Origin of the sequence: Sphingomonas sp., assembly GCF_042095875.1 — a bacterium.
In the GTDB taxonomy this organism is placed as follows: Bacteria; Pseudomonadota; Alphaproteobacteria; order Sphingomonadales; family Sphingomonadaceae; genus Sphingomonas.
In genome coordinates this window covers 1-16,693 of record NZ_JBELMJ010000053.1, presented here as the reverse complement: position 1 = coordinate 16,693, position 16,693 = coordinate 1, and the positions used below count along the sequence as shown (strand labels likewise).

Sequence of the window (16,693 nt, the reverse complement as noted above, 5' to 3'; positions counted from 1 at the left end):
TTCCTTGATCCAGACTGTCATAGTCGATGGACCACTCAGAAGGGGGCAGCTCAGGCAATGACCCGCCGGCAGGCGGACGATCGCGCTGACGCCACGGCCGACTACCGCGCCCAGGTCCAGGCCGATCGCACGCGCCGCACCGGCATCTACGAGAGCCGCGCCGCGGCGACGACCGCCCAGGGCAACCAGCGGCTCGCGCAGGCCAATGAGCGCATCGCCCTCTCGCGATCGAAGGGGGCCGGTGGGGGATCGAAGGCGAAGCCGAAGATCAGCCCGCACAACTCCGACCTCTCATACCTCCTCCAATAGGACATCCCATGGCAGACCCTCTCAAGGAGCGCATTAGCCTCCTCGAAATCGGCGAGGCACAGGGCAAGCTGAAGCCAGAGCACGCTCGCGAGCTGGCCAACTACCGCCAGCAGGGCCTCGCCAAGGGGCTAGCCCCCGCACCCCAGGCGCAGCCGGGCGCCGCCCCTGCCGCGCCGCAGCCGGTCGACCTCGACACCCCAATGAAGCCTCCGACCGGGCAGGCCGCACAGGCCGCCTTCACGAAGGTCGGCGCCGCCCGTGAGATGCTCCGGCACCTCGCCAAGGTGCGCGGCATGTACGACAGGAACATGGGCCGCGGGGGCCTCGCCGGCCTCGCCGAATACAACCCGCTTCGCCGGGAGAACCAGGAGTTTGACGGCGCCGTCGCTGCGATCCCGCTGCTCGCCCGTCAGGCGTTCCGCGTGGCCGGCTCGGGCTCGGACTCCGACCGCGAGCTGAAGCTCATCACGGATGCGCTCCCCAATCGCTGGTCCTTTGACGCTTCGAACAACGAGCGGTTTAACTCGCTCGACGGCGTGCTCCGCGGCTTCATCAGCTCCTACGGGGGCCTCGCCGGTTACTCCCCGTCCCAGATCGCCGCGCTGAAGGGCGAGCACGTCTACCGCAAGGGCGGCGGCCTCCCGAAGGCACCACCCGCCCGACCCAACGGCGACGCATTGCGCCGCAAATACGGACTGAAATAACCCATGGCAGACATCGCCAAGATCAAGGCCAACGTCGGCTCCATGCTCGACCAAGGCGCCCCCGAGAAGGACGTCGAGGACTACCTCGCCTCCGAGGGGGTGACCGCCCAGGACTTGCGCGGTGCCAAGCTATCCCCGGACGACGAGCGGTCCTACGCGGCCCTCGCCGCCGACCCCAAGACGACCGCCGCCGACCTCCAGGGCTTCGCCCGCTCGAAGGGCATGGACGTTACCGACGCCGACGCTGCGGCGTTCATCGCGGCCCGCAAGGGCGGCAGTCGCGTCGATCGCAAGGTCGTCTACAAGAACCTCCCGTCCGCCCCGCCGGCCTCGCTGGCCCAAAACATCGGCGCCTTCGCCGGGAAGTTTGCCGACAGCGTCATCCCCGGCGTCTCGCGGCTCGACCGCGGACTCCACAAGGTGGCCGGCAACGCCGCCGGGGCCCTCATGGGCTGCGAGGACTTCGACCCCTCCGGCGCCTTCAAGCAGGGCCAGGATGAGCAGGACTACGCCCAGGCGCTCTTCGCCGAGCAGCATCCGAACCTCGACACCACGGCCGGCGTAGCGGGCCTTGCCGCCTCCTTCGCACTCCCCGAGGCCCGCGTGGTCCGAGGGTCCGGCATCGCTCCCGGCATGGCCAACGCAGCCATCAACGCAGGCGGCTACGGGGCCCTCTCTGGCGCCATGAACGACACGGGGGATGGCCGACTGGCCAACGCCGGTCTCGGCGCTCTCACGGGCGCTGTGGGCGGTGCAGCCGTGGTTCCTGCCATGCGTGCAGGCGCCACCGTCGCGTCCGCGGCTCGGCGGAACATCCCCGGCGTCGACCCGACCGCCCGCTTCCTGGAGAATATCCCCCGGCGCCTGACCGGCCGCCCGCTGGCTCAACCCGGCGATGCGGCGACGGCACAGGCCGAGCGCATCCTCGGCGACGAGCTGCCCAACAGCACGATCGCGACCGGGATGGGCACTGGCACCCGCCAAGCGACCCCTCCGGCAGTGGCCGACGAAGTCGCCCGCCGCCAGCAGATGGGCGTCCCGGCGATGCCGGCCGACGTCACCGAACAGGGCCGCCGGATCACCGGCTGGGCGCTCCAGGGCAACGGCCCCATGGCGACCCGCGCCCGCAACAGCCTCATGCAGCGGCAGGCCCAACAGGGTCAGCGCATCCGCTCGGCGATCGTCGACGAGCTAGGCCCCGCGGTCGATCCGATCCAGGAGGCCGAGGCAATCACCCAGCGGGCCCGCACGGCGGCCGATGGCGACTACCGGCAGGCATACGCCCAGGGCAGTCCCATGGTCATCACGCCCGAGCTTCGGGAGATCATGGGCCGCCCGGCCTTCCAGCGAGCCGTCCCACAGGCACGCGAGAACATCCTCAACCGCGGCGGGGACCCCCAGGCCATGGGCTTCGAGGTCCTCCCGAACGGCGAGGTCACGCTCCGCCAGCAGCCGACCTTCGAGGCGTTCGATCAAGTCGTTCGCACCCTCAACAAGGGCATCAAGCGCAGCGAGATGACCGGCCGCCCGATCCTCGACAACGAGAGCGGCGCCATCAACGACGTGATGATGGACCTGGACGGCTACCTGAAGCAGTCGAACGGGGCCTATGCGGACGCGAAGGGCAACTTCGCCGACGAAATGGCCATCAAGGATGCCATGAAGCGTGGCGCCGACGTCTCGTCCCTCACGGGCCCCGAGATCGAAAGCCAGCTCCGCACCATGCCGCAGCACGCCCAGGAGGCGTGGATGGCCGGCGCCCGTTCCCAGCTCGCCGCCGACGCGACGCAAGCCGGCCTCAAGCCGACCGCCAACGTCGCCCAGCGCACCCGCCAGTCCCTCGGGCTGTCCGGGGCAGGGGGCTACGCCGCGCCCGGCGACCCTGGGAAGCTCCAGGCCATCGAGACCATGTCGGGCCGCCCCGGCGTCACGAACCGTCTGGACGACCGCCTCGAAGCGGAAGACCAGGCCTTCAAGACGTTCCACGAGGGCTTCGGCAACTCGAAGACGCAGCCGCGGCAGGCGATGGACGAGGCGCTCTCCGGCGAGGCTCTCAACGTGGCGGCGAAAGTCGGCCGCGGTGACTTCGTGGGCGCTCTGACCTCCGTCCTGTTCCGGGGCAACCCGCGAGGGACGCTCCGGTTCAAGCGGGACGTCCAGGACCGCATCGCCGAGATTATGACCGCCACCCGTCCCAACGACGTCCAGGCGGCCATGCACGCGATCATGCTCCGCGCTCAAACCGACGCCGACTTCGCCGACCTCCTCAACCGAGCCGGCGTCGGCCCGGCGAAGATCGCGGCTATCCAGGCGGCAGGCCAGGACGCCGACCCGGCCGCAGAAGACGACGCCAACGTGGCGCCGGAGGTGCCCGTCTACAGTCGCATCAACCCGTAGGGGCTGGGGGTCATTCCCCGGCCCCCAATCCCCAGGAAATATATGCCCAAGACCGCATCCTCGGGGCGCTATCGCGCCACCGAAGGGATGGACATGTCGACGCTCGGCGTGCTGTCCCGCGCCGCCGACCAGATGCGTCGCAACCCCAACAGCATCCGCGCCGCACCGAAGCCCAAGGGCACCCTCACGCACGCCGCCGCCGACCTCATCCGGCGGGGCTCGCTGGCCCTCGGCGGCTCCGAACGGGACGCCGTGCAGCGTGCACACCGCTTCGAAGAGTGGAACCAGGAATGGAACCCGCTGTCGTCCGCGGACATGGTCGGCACCCAGCTCCGCCGGAAGGCGAGCGGCGACCGCGACTTCGACAAGGGCGCGTTGGCCCAGGGCGCGATCGGATCGGCCCTAGCTGTCGCTCCCGAGTTTGCCGCGCCGGCCGTCAAGGCCCTCGCCAAGACCGGCGTGGGCAAGAAGGTCGCCGGGGTCCTCTCCAAGACTTCGCCGATCGTTGACGACGACGTTGTCGAGGGCGCCGCGAAGGTCGTCCGCACCAAGACCAAGGACGCACCCCTCCGACCCGTTCGCACGAAAGACGGCGCGATCCCGCAGCCGGCCCCGGCACCCCGCGGGGTCCTGTCGACGCCCGACGAGACGACTATCCCGGTCCGCCACTACAGCCACAAGCGCGACCTCACCGAAGCCGATCCGAACAGGATGGGCTCCAACCCGTCGAAGAACATGAGCCGATCCGAGCTGTCGCAACAGCGCCGGGTCTACCTCGGCGAGAACCGCGGCCTTCCGACCGACTACGACAAGTCGAAGGACATCGGCATCGGGCCCTATTCCTACGACGGGGCCATCCCGGAACGGAAGGTCGTCACGGTGGGATCGCCGCAGCACCAGATGTTCAAGAACATCATGGACGAGATCGCCGCCGACCCCGCCAAAATGAAGGCGTGGGGCTTCAACGACTTCGACAGCGCCCAGACCATGGTCGAGCGCCTCCAGCAGTCCGCCGGCTTCACCGCTCGCCGCTTCCCCAGCGAGTACACGCCCTACGGCGCCGCGGTGCACTCCTTCGAGCCGGTTGCGCTCACCCGCACCGCCGAGACGCCGCTCGCTGGCCAGCCGCTCAAGCTCGACGCCCAGGGTCCCCACCAGGGCCTCCGGGACGCCGCACGGGGCTACATGGCCGACGCCCGCATCCCGTACCGGCCGAGCAGCGCCTACCTCGACGTCGACCCCGCCCGCGGGAGGGCCATTGCGGACGCCTACGAGGCGATGCCGCACACGCCGGAGGACCCCGAGGTCCAGAAGGCCTACGGGGCGCTCGCCAGCGAAACCCTGGGCCAATACGAGGCCCTGAAGCGCGACGGCTACACCTTCGACTTCTACCCCCGCGACGAGGCCGGCAACATCGCCGACCCCTACGCGAGCCCGTTCGACGCCCTCCGCGAGGTCCGCGGCGACGGGAAGACGATGAAGGTCTACCCCACCGACGCCGGCTACGGATCGGACGGGTCCGGGATCACCGACCAGATGATCGCCGAGAACCCCATGCTCGGCCTCGTCCCCAACGAGACCTGGGGCGGCCAGCCGGTCCGCGTGAACGACGTCTTCCGCGCAGTCCACGACGCCTTCGGGCACGCCAAGGACGGCGTAGGCTTCCGCGCATCCGGCGAGGAGAACGCCTGGAACGCTCACCGGGCCATGTACACGCCCACCGCGCAGCGAGCGATGACCACGGAGACCCGCGGTCAAAACTCGTGGCTCAACTTCGGCCCTCACGGCGAAGCCAACCGCACCGCGGCGACGGAAGACACCGTCTTCGCACCACAGAAGATTGGCCTTCTCCCCGACTGGGTCCTCGACCCGAACGGGATGCCAAACCCCTAACCGAGACCCCCAGGCTAACCCCTGGGGGCCTCCACGAGATTACCCATGCCCAGCAAACCCACAGGCTGCCCCCGCGGTCGCCCGCCGGGCGTGAAGAACAAGCCCAAGACGATCGAGCAATTCGTGGTCGAGCAGCACAGCTCCCCGATCGCTCCGCCCCCGGTGCCGCCGAAGATGGCCGCACGGGGACCTTGGGCCAACATGACCCCCGACGAGCGCAAGGCCTACAGCGCCAAGCTCGTCGCCGCACGCCAGGGCCGCCGCGCCCTCAACAACACCAACATCCCAGGGAAGCCCCGCGCCCTGACCAACGCCCAATGGGCCGCGGTCAAGGACGAGGCCGCCCGCGACGCAAAAAGGATCATTGCGAAAATGAAGGACGCCGGCCAGCTCCCGGACGACCCGCGGGCCGAAGAGGCCCTGACGAAGGCCGTGGCAACGCTCCGCGCCGCGGAGAGCCCCAAGGACATCGCCGCTCTCGGCCGCCTGATCCTCGACTTCACGAAGGCCAAGCCGGCCCAGAAGATCGAGGCCACGGTCCGCACCGCCGAGGACATTCTCGACGAGATGGCCGCGGATGACCACGCCAACGGCTGACGAACGCCGCAAGGCCACCCGCCGCCGGCTCTTCGACGACTTCGAGTTTTACGCGACCAAGGCGCTCAAGATCAGAACGAAGGATGCCAAGATCATCCCGTTCCGGCTCAACCGAGCCCAGCGCCGCCTCCTAGCCGCCGCCCTCCAGCAGTGGGAGGAGACGGGGCGCATCCGCATCGTCATCCTAAAGGCCCGCCAGCTCGGGTTTTCGACCATGGTCGGTGGCTTCCTCTACTGGTGGATCAGCCAACACAAGGCCACCAAGGGGATCGTCGTCACGCACCACGGCGACGCCACCCGCGCCCTCTTCGACATGACGAAGCGCTACCACACCGAGGTCCCGGAGTTTCTCCGGCCCCACACGGAACGCGCGAACGCCAAGGAGCTGAAGTTTGACCGGCTCGACAGCGGCTACATGGTCGCGACGGCCGGCGCCGACACGATCGGCCGCGGTGAAACGCTCCAGGCCGCCCACCTCTCGGAGGTCGGTCTGTGGCCGAAGCTGAAGGCCAAGGAGATTATGAACGGTCTGCTCCAGGCGATCCCGGAGGAGCCCGACACCTTCGTCTTCATCGAAAGCACCGCCCGCGGCATGTCCGGCCCGTTCTACGAGGCCTGGAAGGAAGCCGAGGCGGGCACGTCGGGTTACCTCCCGTACTTCGCGCCGTGGTTCGAAGACCCGCGGTATGCCGTCGAGGTCGACGAGACCTTCAAGCGCACGCCCGACGAGGACGACTATTGCGAGGCGGTCCTGGAGGAATACGGCGAGGCCCTCACCAACGAGCAGCTCGCCTTCCGGCGCCGCAAGGTCGCCCTGGACGGTCCCGCCCTGTTCAAGCAGGAATATCCGACCTTCCCGAAGGACGCCTTCCTGACCTCGGGCGCCCCGGTATTCAACCTGGAGCGTCTGTCCGAACGGGCCGAGCAGCTCCCGGACGAGCCCCTACAGCTCATGGATTACGACCCCGTCGAGCAGGTGATGGCTCCGAGCCCCCGCGGCCGGCTCCGCATCTACCGCGAGATCGAGCGCCACATGGATTACACCATCGGCGTCGACGTCTCGAAGGGGACCGGCGGCGAGCAGGAGGGCTCCGAGGGTGACTGGTCCGTCGCCCAGGTCCTGGACCGGCACAAGCGGCAAGTCGCCGTGTGGCGGGGGAAGGTCGAGCCGGACTATCTGGCCACGATCCTCTTCCACCTGGGCCACCTGTTCAACGAAGCCCGCATGGGCATCGAGTTTAACAATCACGGCATCCTGCCCAACACGTTGCTCTACAAGACGGGCATCATGGTCCGCGGAGAGCTGAAGACCTACGACAACCTCTACACCCGCGAGGTCTACGACAAGCAGACCGAAGAGCTAAAGACGGAGCTGGGCTTCTACACCGACGTAAAGACCCGCCCGCTCATCATCGACGAGCTACGCAAGGACGTCCGCGAAAGCACAATCTGCCTCAACGACGCCCAGACGATCGACGAGATGATGACCTTCGTGGCCGACCCCAAATCGGGGAAGATCGAGGCCGAAGTCGGCCGTCACGACGACACAGTCATGGCGCTCGCCATCGCCAACCACATCCACGAGGGATGCTGGGAGCCCATCGCTTCCACCGATGACCTCTATTTCGAAATGACCGGATAACCCATGAAATTGAAGCCCCGTGTCCTCACCGATGAGGACTTGGTGGGCGCCTGCGTGGCTCGCGCCGAGGCCGGCTCGTCGTTCGTCGACAGCAACCTCCAGGCCGAGCGCCGCGAGGTGACGATGTACTATCAGGGGAAGAAGCCTTTCCCGCTCCGCGACGGCGGCTCCAAGTTTGTCAGCCAGGACGTCTACGAGAGCGTCGAGGCGATGAAGGCCCAGCTCACCGAGGCCTACTCGGCGGGCAACAACATCGTCTCCTTCGCCCCACAGAACGCCGCGGACGTCCCGCTGGCCGAGCAGTCGACCGAGTATTGCGAGCACGTCTTCTTCGCACAGAACGACGGCCTGGAGATCATCAACGGCGTCGTCCACGACAGCTCCATGAACCGCGTCGGCGTCGCCCAGGTCTACTGGGAGAAGCAGACCATCTCGACCAGCCACACGTTCGACGACGTCCCCCTGGAGGAAGCCCAACAGCTCCTCGCGGCCCCGGATGTTCGCCTGACGAGCAAGCCGGTCGCCAAGCAGGTCGCCGAGGGGGTGTACACCGTCTCCGGCGAGTTTGACCGGGAGGAGGACGCCAGCCAAGTCCGCATCGACGTCGTGCCGCCCGAGGAGTTTATCGTCGCCGGCCGGTTCAAGGACCTCTCGCGGGCCCCGTATTGCGCCCGGCGCCGCCGGATGACCCTCGGGGACCTCGTCGACGACGGCTACGACCCGACGATCGTCTACTCGATCGAGGGCGCCGAGGACGACCTCGCGCTCGACGAGGAGAAGCTCCTCCGCGACGAGGACACGCTCGTTACCCTCATGGACGACGAGGCCGAGGACGAAGCCGGGCGACTGGTGACGGTCCACATGAGCTTCATCCGCATCGACGCGGAGGGCACGGGCTCGCAACAGCTCTGGAAGGTCGTGCACGTCGGCCGCACGCTGCTCGAAAAGCAGAAGGTCGCCGACCATCCCTTCGTGACCTATTCGATGCTCCCGGAGCCGCACTCGTTCTACGGGGGCAACTTCGCGGCCCGCACGATCCAGCACGCCAACACCAAGACGACCCTGACCCGAGCGATTATCGAGCAGGCCGTCGAGGCGACGAACCCGCGCTGGCAGGTGGCTCGTGGCGGCGTCCAGAACCCGCGGGAGCTGATCGACCAGCGCCGCGGTGGCATCGTCAACGTGCGATCGGTCACCGACAGCGTTGCACCACTCCCGCAGACCCCGATCAACCCCTTCGTCCTCCAGACGATCGGCATGGTCGATCAGGCCCGCGAGGACACCACGGGCATCTCCCGGCTAAGTCAGGGGCTCGATAAGAAGGCACTGTCCCACCAGAACAGCGCCGGCCTCGTCGAGCAGCTCACCAGCAACGCCCAGGTTCGCGGCAAGGTCATGGCCCGACACTTCGCGGTCCAGTTTCTCACGAAGCTGTACCTGAAGATTTACGCCATCGGGATCGAGCACGACCGCGAGCGCATCCTGGAAATCCAGGGCCAATTCGTCGAGATCACGCCCCAGGCATGGCGCCGCCGCACCCACGTTCGGGTCGACATGACCCTGGGATATGACGAGCGAGACGCCGAGGCCCAAGAGCTGCTCACCTTCGACAAGTACATGAAGGAGGCCGGTGGCCGCCTGTACAACGAGGAGAAGCAGTACAACGTGCTCTCCAAGGTGTTGAAGGTGAAGGGTCACAAGAACGTCCAGGACTTCCTGGTCGACCCGAAGACCCTCCAGCCGCCCGAGCCGGACCCAAAGCTCGCCGCCGAGATCGCACAGCTCCAGAAGCAGACGGAAGTCCTGGAGCGAGAGATCGTCCTCAAGGAGGGCAACGCGCAGCACAAGGCCCAGATGGACACCTTCAAGGCCGCGCTGGAGCAGGCTATGCAGGAAGCCGACATCGCCCTGAAGACCCGCGACGCGGATCGGAAGGACGACGAGACGGCGAACCGCATCGACACCGCCCAGGCCGAGCTGGAGCTGGCGATCCATCAGGCGCTCACCGCGCCGCCGGAGAACGTCAAGGCCTCCGCGATCATCAGCCCGAACGGCTAAGGAGCCCATGGAAAACCTCGTCCTATCCGCGGACGAGCAGGACATCGTTGAAGAGGGGGAGGCCGCAAACCTCCTCCTCAACAACCCCCTGTTTCTTCGCGCGATCGAAGCCGTCCGCGCCCAGTGCGCCGAGGCTATCCTCACGTCCGAACCCGGCGCCAAACAGGCACGGGAGGACGCCTATAACCTTTCCCGAGGACTGTCCGCCGTTACCGCGGAATTGGCAGCTCTCGCGGCCCGCGCCGAGCAAGTGCTCGCCGAGGCCGAAGCCCAGACCGAGCCGAGTGACCAGGATCAACCCGTCACGACGCCCGGCGATTACTGAAAGTAACCCCCAACTTGTCCATCCCTTCGGACGACAACTCCAGCGCCGGCTATAACGAAGAGGCCGCCGAGGCCGCCCTCATGGCATCCTTCGGTGGCGAAGACGGCGCCGACGACAACGACAGCGACGACCAGGACCTCGACGAGGCCGACGACGAAGACCTCGACGATGCGCCCGCGGGCGACGACGAGGACCTCGACGAGGCCGACGAGGGCGATGAGCCCGGCGACGAGGACCAGGACGAGCCGGAAGGCGACGACGACGAGGCCCAGGCGGCCCCGGCGATCGACGACGCGGCCGAGGTCGAGGTCACCGTCAACGGCGAGGCCCAGCGCTTCACCATCGGGAGCCTGAAGCGCCTCGCGGGCCAGGAAGCCGCCCTGACCCAGAAGAGCCAGGAGGCCGAGCTGGTCGGCGGTCGCGCCGCAGCGGCCCTCCAGGCGGCGATCGAAGCCGTCTCGGAAGACATGGCGCCCTACGCCAACGTCGACTGGCTGGTCCTCCAGAACCAGCTCGAACCGGCCGAGTTTGAATGGCACCGCGAGAACGCCCGCAAGGCCCACGAGAAATACTCCAAGCTCGTCGGCGCCGCCCAGGGCTTCGAGCAGGTCATCAGCGAGCGCAAGCAGGCCGAGACGGCCCGTGCGGCCAAGGCGTGCATCGCGGACCTGACGGACCCCAAGACCGGCATCCCCGGCTGGGACGACAAGCTCTACGGCGAGATCATGGCCTACGGCGCCGAAGCCGGCCTGCCGCGTGACGAGGTCGCCCAGATCACCAACCCGACCGTGATCCGGCTCCTCCGCAAGGCGATGCTCTACGACCGCGGTCAGAAGGTCGCGACCAAGAAGGTCAAGGACGCCCCGACCAAGGTCATCAAGGGCGGCGCCCGCCAGGACCCCGCGTCCAAGACCATCGCCGCGAAGAAGGCCGTCCGCCGGCTCGCCCAGTCGGGCTCCGAAGACGACGCCGTCGCCGCTCTCCTGGGGCGCTGGGGCTAACGCCCCGCACCCCGAACCCCAACACCCCTTTCTCTTTTCAAAGAAAACACCCCACACATGGCTACTTTCACCACTTTCGACAGCGTCGGCGCCAAGGAAGACGTCTCGGACGTCATCTCGATGCTGAACAAGCACGAGACCCCGTTCACCAGCTCGCTCTCCAACCGGACGGTCACCCAGAAGACCTACGAATGGCAGGAAGACGAGCAGGAGGGCGGCAAGGATAACGCCCAGGTCGAAGGCTTCGACGCGGTCGAGGAAGACGGCACCACGACCGAGATGCGGTCGAACACCACGCAGATTTTCTCGCGCACGATCCGCCTGTCCGGTTCGGTCGAGGCGACCGAGCACTATGGCCGCAAGTCGGAGCTGGCGCGTCAGCTCGTGAAGAAGGGCAAGGCCCTGAAGCTCGACCGCGAGCGTGCCTGCGTCGGCGTCGATCAGGCGTCGGTCCTGGGCTCGAAGACGGTCGCTCGCCGGCACGCTTCGGTGTCGCAGCTCATCGACGCGGGCAACAAAATCGCCAACGAGGTCGTCGGCGGCCCGATCGCCGAGGTGACGCTCCGCAAGGCGATCAAGAAGAACTACGACGAGGGCGGCAGCGCTCGCCGGTTCATGGTGGCCCCGTATGTCGCCGAGCAGACGGCCGAGTTTGCCGGCAACGCCAGCCGCACCCGCGAGGTCACCGGCAAGAGCGCGAAGGAGATCGTGCACGTCGTGGACGTGTACACCACCGCGCTCGGCACGCTGACGATCGAGACCAATCGCGAGATGAAGGTCGACTTCGGTCTGCTCTGGAACCCGAGCGACTGGAAGGGCGTGACCCTGAAGGGCCGCGGCTGGTTCCGTGAGACGCTGGCGAAGACCGGCGACAACACGAAGATCATGCTGGCCGGCGAGTACGGTCTCCAGCACAACAACTTCAAGGCGTCGACGCTGGTCACCGACATCGGCGAGGGCGCGTAAGCTCCCACAAGACCCCCGGTTCCGAAAGGGCCGGGGGTTTTCTTGCTTCCTCCAAACGAAGACCGAATGACTACCCCCTACCGCTTCGTCGGCCTCGACGAAGACTTCCTGCCTGACACGGTCGACAGCGACCTACAGGTCACGGGCACGATCGTATCGGCCCAGCATATCCCCCAGGGCTTCCTGGACCGCGTCGCCGCCAAGCGTAACTGGCAGGACGCCCAGACCTTCTCCCAGCTCACCAAGGGCGACGAGATCGAGAAGGTCCACCTCGCCCGCATCCCGGTCGCCGTCGTCAACAAATGGCAGCGCGAGGGATTCGACCTCTACCAAGCCATCCACGATCCCAACGGCTCCGCGCTCATCCTCGCGAAGCTCCGTGCGGAGAATCTGACGGCTTTCCAGACCACCTCCAAGAACATCTGATCGAATGAGCTTCGGCAAACTCAAGCGTGCCCTCAAGGGCATCATCAACCGCAAGGACCTCACGGACGAGCTCGCCGGCGACTTCATCAACCGCGCGATCGACGAGGTCGAACGTGTGGCCCGTCTCGGCGCCATGGAGCAGCTCGTCGAGGCGAAGGACTGGGACGGCACCCGCAACAGCCTCGCGATCCCCACGGGATACCTGGAGACGATCGACCTCTTCACCGATGCCGGCGTGCTCCGCATGGTGACGAAGGACCAATTCTTCGCCCACCCGGACCAAGGCGCCCCGGCCGTGTACATCAAGGCCGGCGCGAGCTTCCTGGTGAAGCCTTACCCCGCCAAGGGGGAGACGGTCCGCCTCCATTATTACGGCGAGAGCCTGCCGCTGCTCGCGGACGACGACCAGAACCTCTGGACCCGTGCGGGCTTCAACCCGGTCCTCTACGCCGCCGCCGCGCTCGCGGCCGACTTCTTCCAGATGGAGGACGTCTACGTGCAGCGCTTCCAGGGCAAGGCCACCTCACTCCTCGAAGCCATGCTCGCCCAGGCCCTCTCTGAAGCCTGGAGCACCAACATGGCCATGGGCCGTGTACACGGGAATTACTGATGAGCGACTTCAATAGCGCTTCGTTCTACGGCGACGAAGCCGTGGACCTTCGCGGCCCTCCGGGGCCTCCGGGAGACCAGGGTGGCCAGGGCGAACCTGGACCCCGAGGAGAGCCCGGCGCCCCCGGCCGGGACGGTAACGACGGCAAGAGCGCCTACGACCTCTGGCTCGAAGCGGGCAACACCGGGGAATACGACACCTTCCTCCAGGCCCAGCAAGGCCCCGCCGGCAAGTCGGCCGCCTACCGCTTCGCGGCGTTCGCCGTGGACGGCATCCAGCCGGGCGAAATGCTGATGGACCACGAGATCGCCACGGCCTGCACGATCGGCGCGGGCTTTGCGGGCTGCGTCGCCGGCTGCACCGTTCCGCCGGCCGCCCCCTGGGTCGCTGCGGTCCTCCGCAACGATAGCCCGGTCGGCACCCTGACCATCGGCATCGACGGCGTGGCCTCCTTCAGCGCCTCGGCGGCCATCCCGCTCTCCGCGGGCGACACCATGTCCCTCGTGGCCCCGCAAGACGCCGACGAGGAGATCGCTCGCGTCCGCGTGACCTTCGTGGCCGAGCTTCCTGACCTCATCCCCTCCAACCCTGGGAGCATCGGCTAATGGCCACCTATTTTGCCGGGTCGACGCTCGACGCGCTCGTCCCGTCCCTTTCGGGCTGCGGCGACACTGCCGCGACCGTCTGGACTGATGGAGGCTATGCGGAAGCATATGTCACCGATCCCATCGACGGGGTGCAGAAGGGGGTCACCCGCGTCTGGAGTCACATGACCGTTGTCGGCGAGGCCTATCAGGCCCCGAGCAACGGCCTCCGGCTCCTGACGTGGTTCAATGAGGCCGGTGCGGAAGTCGTGCGGCTTCAGGCGGCCGGCGGCTACTCCAAGCAGCTCGCGTTCTTCAACACCAAGACGAGCCAGTGGGTGAACGTCGGCGGTACGGGAGAGTGCAGCAACGGCACCTATGACGTCCTGATCGTCGTTCACCCGACCGCCGGCCGGCTCGCGTGGTTCTTCAACGGGAACCTCGCTGTCGACGTGCGTGGCCTGGACACCTCCTCGATCGGCAACGTCGCCAAGATGCGCCTAGGCCGCGTGCAGGACTGGTCGGGGAAGTCGACCTTCTCCAACGTCCTGATGGCCTCCTACAACACCATCGGCCACACGGTGCGCCGCCGGGCCCCCTCGGCCAACGGGAGCGTCATGCAGTGGGCCGGCGGGTACGGAGACGTCGACGATGGCCCGGTCGATGACAGCGATGCCATCTCGGCCTCCAACGTCGGCGAAGTCGCCCGATTCGTCGGCCCGGTCTTCACGCCCACCAGCACGGGCAACGTCATCAAGGCCGTGGCGGTCGCCGCCCGCATCCGCAACGATGGCGACGTCGTCCCCACGAACGCCAGGGCCCTCTTGGCCATCGGCGGCACCGAATACCAAGCGCCCAAGAACATGCCGATCCGTGCAGGCTTCGCCGGGTCCGTTACCGTGTTCGACGTCGATCCTTCGACGGGAGCGCCCTGGTCGTCGATTGCGAACGTCAACGGGGAGTTTGGCCTGAAGGCGATCGAGTAGCGCCATGACCGCCAAAGTCTCCAAGCTGGGGGAGTACCTCGTCGAGGGAAACTCCGGCGTCACCGTGGCCTCCAAAGTGGGCCACTACGTCGTGGAGGGCACCGAGAAGCGCGTCATCGTCAGCAAGCTGGCGCAGTACGTCGTTGAGGGTCCTCCGCCCACCATCCCGCCCGCGTCGCGACGCCGGCCCCTGATAATGCCCTAATGGACCACGCGCCCAGCAACACTCACATGATCCTGGACCTCCGGGATCGCATGGTGCGGATCGAGACCAAGCTCGACACCCACCACGAGGCCCACGTCGTCATCGACAAGCGCCTCGACGACCTCGACACCCGCACCGAGGCCAACACGACCGCCATCGCCGCCTCGCGTGTGCGTGTGGCGACCTTGTCGGCTGTAGCCAGTGCAGTCGTCGCCGGACTGTCTCTTCTTGGCGATCACCTATGGACGTTCCTTTCTGGGACGCTGTAGTGATAAAAACGGACCTCCCCTCGTGGGAGGTTCTTTTTTCGTTCACGTTGACGATCGCGGACAGTTACCCAAATGGAACCGTCAGGGATTGCCGACGTTTGCCAATTGCAGACTGTCGCCAAAGCGACTAGAGGAAACACCGATGAGCCGAGAAGACGAAGCTGAAAAGGCCCTCAAGAAACTGGACCGCATTTTCTCGACCATCCGCTCCAGCATCGGGGAGAGCATCTCCTTGCAGGTAGCGCACACCTTCGTCCTGGTCTGCCGGAACGAGGGCCTCGGCGTCGTCGAGCTGGCCGAGCGGGCAGGGGCCTCCAAGGGCACCATGAGCCGCCACCTCCTCGACCTCTCCGAGCGCCTCCGCAACGGTCAGGACGGGTACGGACTGCTTCAGCGCACCCAGGACCCGAGCAGCCTGCGGTCGATCATCTACACGCTCACCCCCAAGGGCAAGCTGCTGAAAAACCAGCTCGTCGACAACATAGAGGACTGACATGGCCATCTACCCGGACAAGAAAGACGGAAAGCTGACTGGGCGGTTCCGGGTGGAATTGCAGAAGGGGAAGCTCCGCTACCGGAAGCGCTGGGACACCTACGCGGAAGCCCAGGCGGACGAAGCCGCGGTCCTGAAGGCGTGGGAGGCCGGAGAGGCCCCACCAGCGCCCGGAGGAGCCGCCGGGGCCCCCGAAGTCCACACGATCGCCTCCGTGGTCCCTCTGGCCCGCGGGAAGCTCTGGGTGGGCAGTAGCACGGAGCTGGTCAACTTCCGGCACGTCGAGATCGCCGGGGAGGTCTTCGGGGCCCACAAGCGCCTCGACGCGATCGACACGCACTGCGTCGACGCCTTCATCAGCCACCTCGCGAAGAAGGGGAAGGCGGACGGGACGATCAATCGGCACCTGTCGCACCTCAAGACCTTCCTGACCTGGGCGAAGAGCCGCGGCTACCGCACGGTCCCCGTCACGGACATCGAGTTTTCGTGGCGCAAGGAGAGCGAAGGCCGCATCCGTTGGGTCACCGCCGAGGAGCAGGAGGCTATGAAGGCCTTCATGCTGGCCCCAGAGCAGCTCAAGCGCCACCCGGACTATGCGGACGTCTGGACGCTGATCGAGGTCGCAATCGAGACCGGGTGCCGCCGCGACGAGCTGCTGACCGCGACGCTCTCCCAGATCAACGGCAACCGCCTGCATATCTGGCGCACGAAGTCCGACAAGCCCCGCACGGTCCCCATGGAGCCCGAAGTGACGGCCAAGCTGGTGTCGCTCATCCAGCGTGACGCTATGCCCTCCCGCGTGGTCCTACGGACGCGCTGGAAGGCCGCCCAGAAGGCGATCGGCCTGGAGGACGACAAGCAATTCGTCTTCCACACCTGCCGGCACACCTGCGCGACGCGGCTCGTAGATGCGGGCGTCAACGTCTTCGTCATCCAGGAGTGGATGGGCCACAGCGTCCTCGAAACGACCCTACGGTACGCACATGTAAAACCGCAGAACCTAGAGGAAGCGCTGGTCCGGGTGGGGGAGCGGAAGGCTTTGATGGGCCAAAAGCCCAGCATTTCCGCGGGTTTCGACCTCCCCCACCGCTCCCCCACCGGCGGGGTGAAACCCCATTTTGCCCAGGCCGCCTAAGACAAGAAACGGCGGAAAACCGCCATTCCCGACCCTATGCGTGATCGATCACGAGACCCTGGATCTCGTTTGCGATATCCTCGAACCGGTCGG

At 66.9% G+C, this 16,693-nt stretch carries 18 protein-coding genes; all 18 read left to right on the top strand.

Annotated features, from left to right (window positions below; translation table 11 throughout):
* On the top strand, positions 1 to 309 hold a 309-nt coding region (locus tag ACFDS6_RS14740), incomplete at its 5' end, for a hypothetical protein (RefSeq protein ID WP_375272860.1).
* Between the two features lie 8 nt (positions 310 to 317).
* A complete protein-coding gene (locus ACFDS6_RS14735) occupies positions 318 to 1,013 on the top strand; it encodes a hypothetical protein (protein WP_375272859.1) in 696 nt (231 codons plus the stop codon).
* Between the two features lie 3 nt (positions 1,014 to 1,016).
* Complete coding sequence (locus tag ACFDS6_RS14730; RefSeq protein WP_375272858.1) at positions 1,017 to 3,410, top strand: hypothetical protein; 2,394 nt, start codon at positions 1,017 to 1,019, stop codon at positions 3,408 to 3,410.
* A gap of 42 nt (positions 3,411 to 3,452) precedes the next feature.
* Positions 3,453 to 5,303 carry a hypothetical protein gene (locus ACFDS6_RS14725; RefSeq protein ID WP_375272857.1) on the top strand — a complete coding sequence of 617 codons (1,851 nt, stop codon included), beginning with the start codon at positions 3,453 to 3,455 and terminating at the stop codon, positions 5,301 to 5,303.
* Positions 5,304 to 5,348: 45 nt separating this feature from the next.
* A complete protein-coding gene (locus ACFDS6_RS14720) occupies positions 5,349 to 5,900 on the top strand; it encodes an SGNH/GDSL hydrolase family protein (RefSeq protein ID WP_375272856.1) in 552 nt (183 codons plus the stop codon).
* Entirely contained in the window at positions 5,881 to 7,542 is a 1,662-nt protein-coding gene (locus ACFDS6_RS14715) for a hypothetical protein (RefSeq protein ID WP_375272855.1), read from the top strand. Before ACFDS6_RS14720 ends, ACFDS6_RS14715 begins: the two co-directional genes overlap by 20 nt.
* A 3-nt stretch (positions 7,543 to 7,545) precedes the next feature.
* The gene (locus ACFDS6_RS14710; RefSeq protein ID WP_375272853.1) at positions 7,546 to 9,600 is read left to right on the top strand and encodes a hypothetical protein; all 2,055 of its coding nucleotides are present in this window, start codon (positions 7,546 to 7,548) and stop codon (positions 9,598 to 9,600) included.
* A 7-nt stretch (positions 9,601 to 9,607) separates the two neighbouring features.
* Positions 9,608 to 9,925, top strand: coding sequence for a hypothetical protein (locus ACFDS6_RS14705; protein WP_375272851.1), 318 nt, complete (start codon positions 9,608 to 9,610; stop codon positions 9,923 to 9,925).
* A 14-nt stretch (positions 9,926 to 9,939) separates the two neighbouring features.
* A complete protein-coding gene (locus ACFDS6_RS14700; RefSeq protein WP_375272850.1) occupies positions 9,940 to 10,926 on the top strand; it encodes a hypothetical protein in 987 nt (328 codons plus the stop codon).
* Positions 10,927 to 10,983: 57 nt separating this feature from the next.
* On the top strand, positions 10,984 to 11,892 hold the full coding sequence (locus ACFDS6_RS14695) for a DUF5309 family protein (protein WP_375272848.1): 909 nt from the start codon (positions 10,984 to 10,986) through the stop codon (positions 11,890 to 11,892).
* 66 nt (positions 11,893 to 11,958) lie between these two features.
* Entirely contained in the window at positions 11,959 to 12,318 is a 360-nt protein-coding gene (locus ACFDS6_RS14690) for a hypothetical protein (protein ID WP_375272847.1), read from the top strand.
* Positions 12,319 to 12,322: 4 nt separating this feature from the next.
* Positions 12,323 to 12,928 (top strand): hypothetical protein, encoded by a 606-nt coding sequence (locus ACFDS6_RS14685; protein WP_375272846.1) that lies wholly within the window; start codon positions 12,323 to 12,325, stop codon positions 12,926 to 12,928.
* Complete coding sequence (locus tag ACFDS6_RS14680; RefSeq protein ID WP_375272845.1) at positions 12,928 to 13,533, top strand: hypothetical protein; 606 nt, start codon at positions 12,928 to 12,930, stop codon at positions 13,531 to 13,533. The genes ACFDS6_RS14685 and ACFDS6_RS14680 overlap by 1 nt, the downstream gene beginning before the upstream one ends.
* Positions 13,533 to 14,498 carry a hypothetical protein gene (locus ACFDS6_RS14675; protein ID WP_375272844.1) on the top strand — a complete coding sequence of 322 codons (966 nt, stop codon included), beginning with the start codon at positions 13,533 to 13,535 and terminating at the stop codon, positions 14,496 to 14,498. Before ACFDS6_RS14680 ends, ACFDS6_RS14675 begins: the two co-directional genes overlap by 1 nt.
* Before the next feature lie 4 nt (positions 14,499 to 14,502).
* Positions 14,503 to 14,703, top strand: coding sequence for a hypothetical protein (locus tag ACFDS6_RS14670; RefSeq protein ID WP_375272843.1), 201 nt, complete (start codon positions 14,503 to 14,505; stop codon positions 14,701 to 14,703).
* Between the two features lie 26 nt (positions 14,704 to 14,729).
* Positions 14,730 to 14,972 carry a hypothetical protein gene (locus ACFDS6_RS14665; RefSeq protein ID WP_375272842.1) on the top strand — a complete coding sequence of 81 codons (243 nt, stop codon included), beginning with the start codon at positions 14,730 to 14,732 and terminating at the stop codon, positions 14,970 to 14,972.
* A 142-nt stretch (positions 14,973 to 15,114) separates the two neighbouring features.
* On the top strand, positions 15,115 to 15,465 hold the full coding sequence (locus ACFDS6_RS14660; protein ID WP_375272841.1) for a MarR family winged helix-turn-helix transcriptional regulator: 351 nt from the start codon (positions 15,115 to 15,117) through the stop codon (positions 15,463 to 15,465).
* Position 15,466: 1 nt separating this feature from the next.
* Entirely contained in the window at positions 15,467 to 16,600 is a 1,134-nt protein-coding gene (locus tag ACFDS6_RS14655) for a tyrosine-type recombinase/integrase (RefSeq protein WP_375272840.1), read from the top strand.
* Positions 16,601 to 16,693: the final 93 nt, after the last annotated feature.

Excerpts from the sequence above, each read along its gene's own strand:
- ACFDS6_RS14735 (WP_375272859.1), top strand. The coding sequence starts at position 318 with ATGGCAGACCCTCTCAAGGAGCGCATTAGCCTCCTCGAAATCGGCGAG.
- ACFDS6_RS14730 (WP_375272858.1), top strand. The coding sequence starts at position 1,017 with ATGGCAGACATCGCCAAGATCAAGGCCAACGTCGGCTCCATGCTCGAC.
- ACFDS6_RS14725 (WP_375272857.1), top strand. The coding sequence starts at position 3,453 with ATGCCCAAGACCGCATCCTCGGGGCGCTATCGCGCCACCGAAGGGATG.
- ACFDS6_RS14720 (WP_375272856.1), top strand. The coding sequence starts at position 5,349 with ATGCCCAGCAAACCCACAGGCTGCCCCCGCGGTCGCCCGCCGGGCGTG.
- ACFDS6_RS14715 (WP_375272855.1), top strand. The coding sequence starts at position 5,881 with ATGACCACGCCAACGGCTGACGAACGCCGCAAGGCCACCCGCCGCCGG.
- ACFDS6_RS14710 (WP_375272853.1), top strand. The coding sequence starts at position 7,546 with ATGAAATTGAAGCCCCGTGTCCTCACCGATGAGGACTTGGTGGGCGCC.
- ACFDS6_RS14705 (WP_375272851.1), top strand. The coding sequence starts at position 9,608 with ATGGAAAACCTCGTCCTATCCGCGGACGAGCAGGACATCGTTGAAGAG.
- ACFDS6_RS14695 (WP_375272848.1), top strand. The coding sequence starts at position 10,984 with ATGGCTACTTTCACCACTTTCGACAGCGTCGGCGCCAAGGAAGACGTC.
- ACFDS6_RS14690 (WP_375272847.1), top strand. The coding sequence starts at position 11,959 with ATGACTACCCCCTACCGCTTCGTCGGCCTCGACGAAGACTTCCTGCCT.
- ACFDS6_RS14685 (WP_375272846.1), top strand. The coding sequence starts at position 12,323 with ATGAGCTTCGGCAAACTCAAGCGTGCCCTCAAGGGCATCATCAACCGC.
- ACFDS6_RS14680 (WP_375272845.1), top strand. The coding sequence starts at position 12,928 with ATGAGCGACTTCAATAGCGCTTCGTTCTACGGCGACGAAGCCGTGGAC.
- ACFDS6_RS14675 (WP_375272844.1), top strand. The coding sequence starts at position 13,533 with ATGGCCACCTATTTTGCCGGGTCGACGCTCGACGCGCTCGTCCCGTCC.
- ACFDS6_RS14670 (WP_375272843.1), top strand. The coding sequence starts at position 14,503 with ATGACCGCCAAAGTCTCCAAGCTGGGGGAGTACCTCGTCGAGGGAAAC.
- ACFDS6_RS14665 (WP_375272842.1), top strand. The coding sequence starts at position 14,730 with ATGATCCTGGACCTCCGGGATCGCATGGTGCGGATCGAGACCAAGCTC.
- ACFDS6_RS14660 (WP_375272841.1), top strand. The coding sequence starts at position 15,115 with ATGAGCCGAGAAGACGAAGCTGAAAAGGCCCTCAAGAAACTGGACCGC.
- ACFDS6_RS14655 (WP_375272840.1), top strand. The coding sequence starts at position 15,467 with ATGGCCATCTACCCGGACAAGAAAGACGGAAAGCTGACTGGGCGGTTC.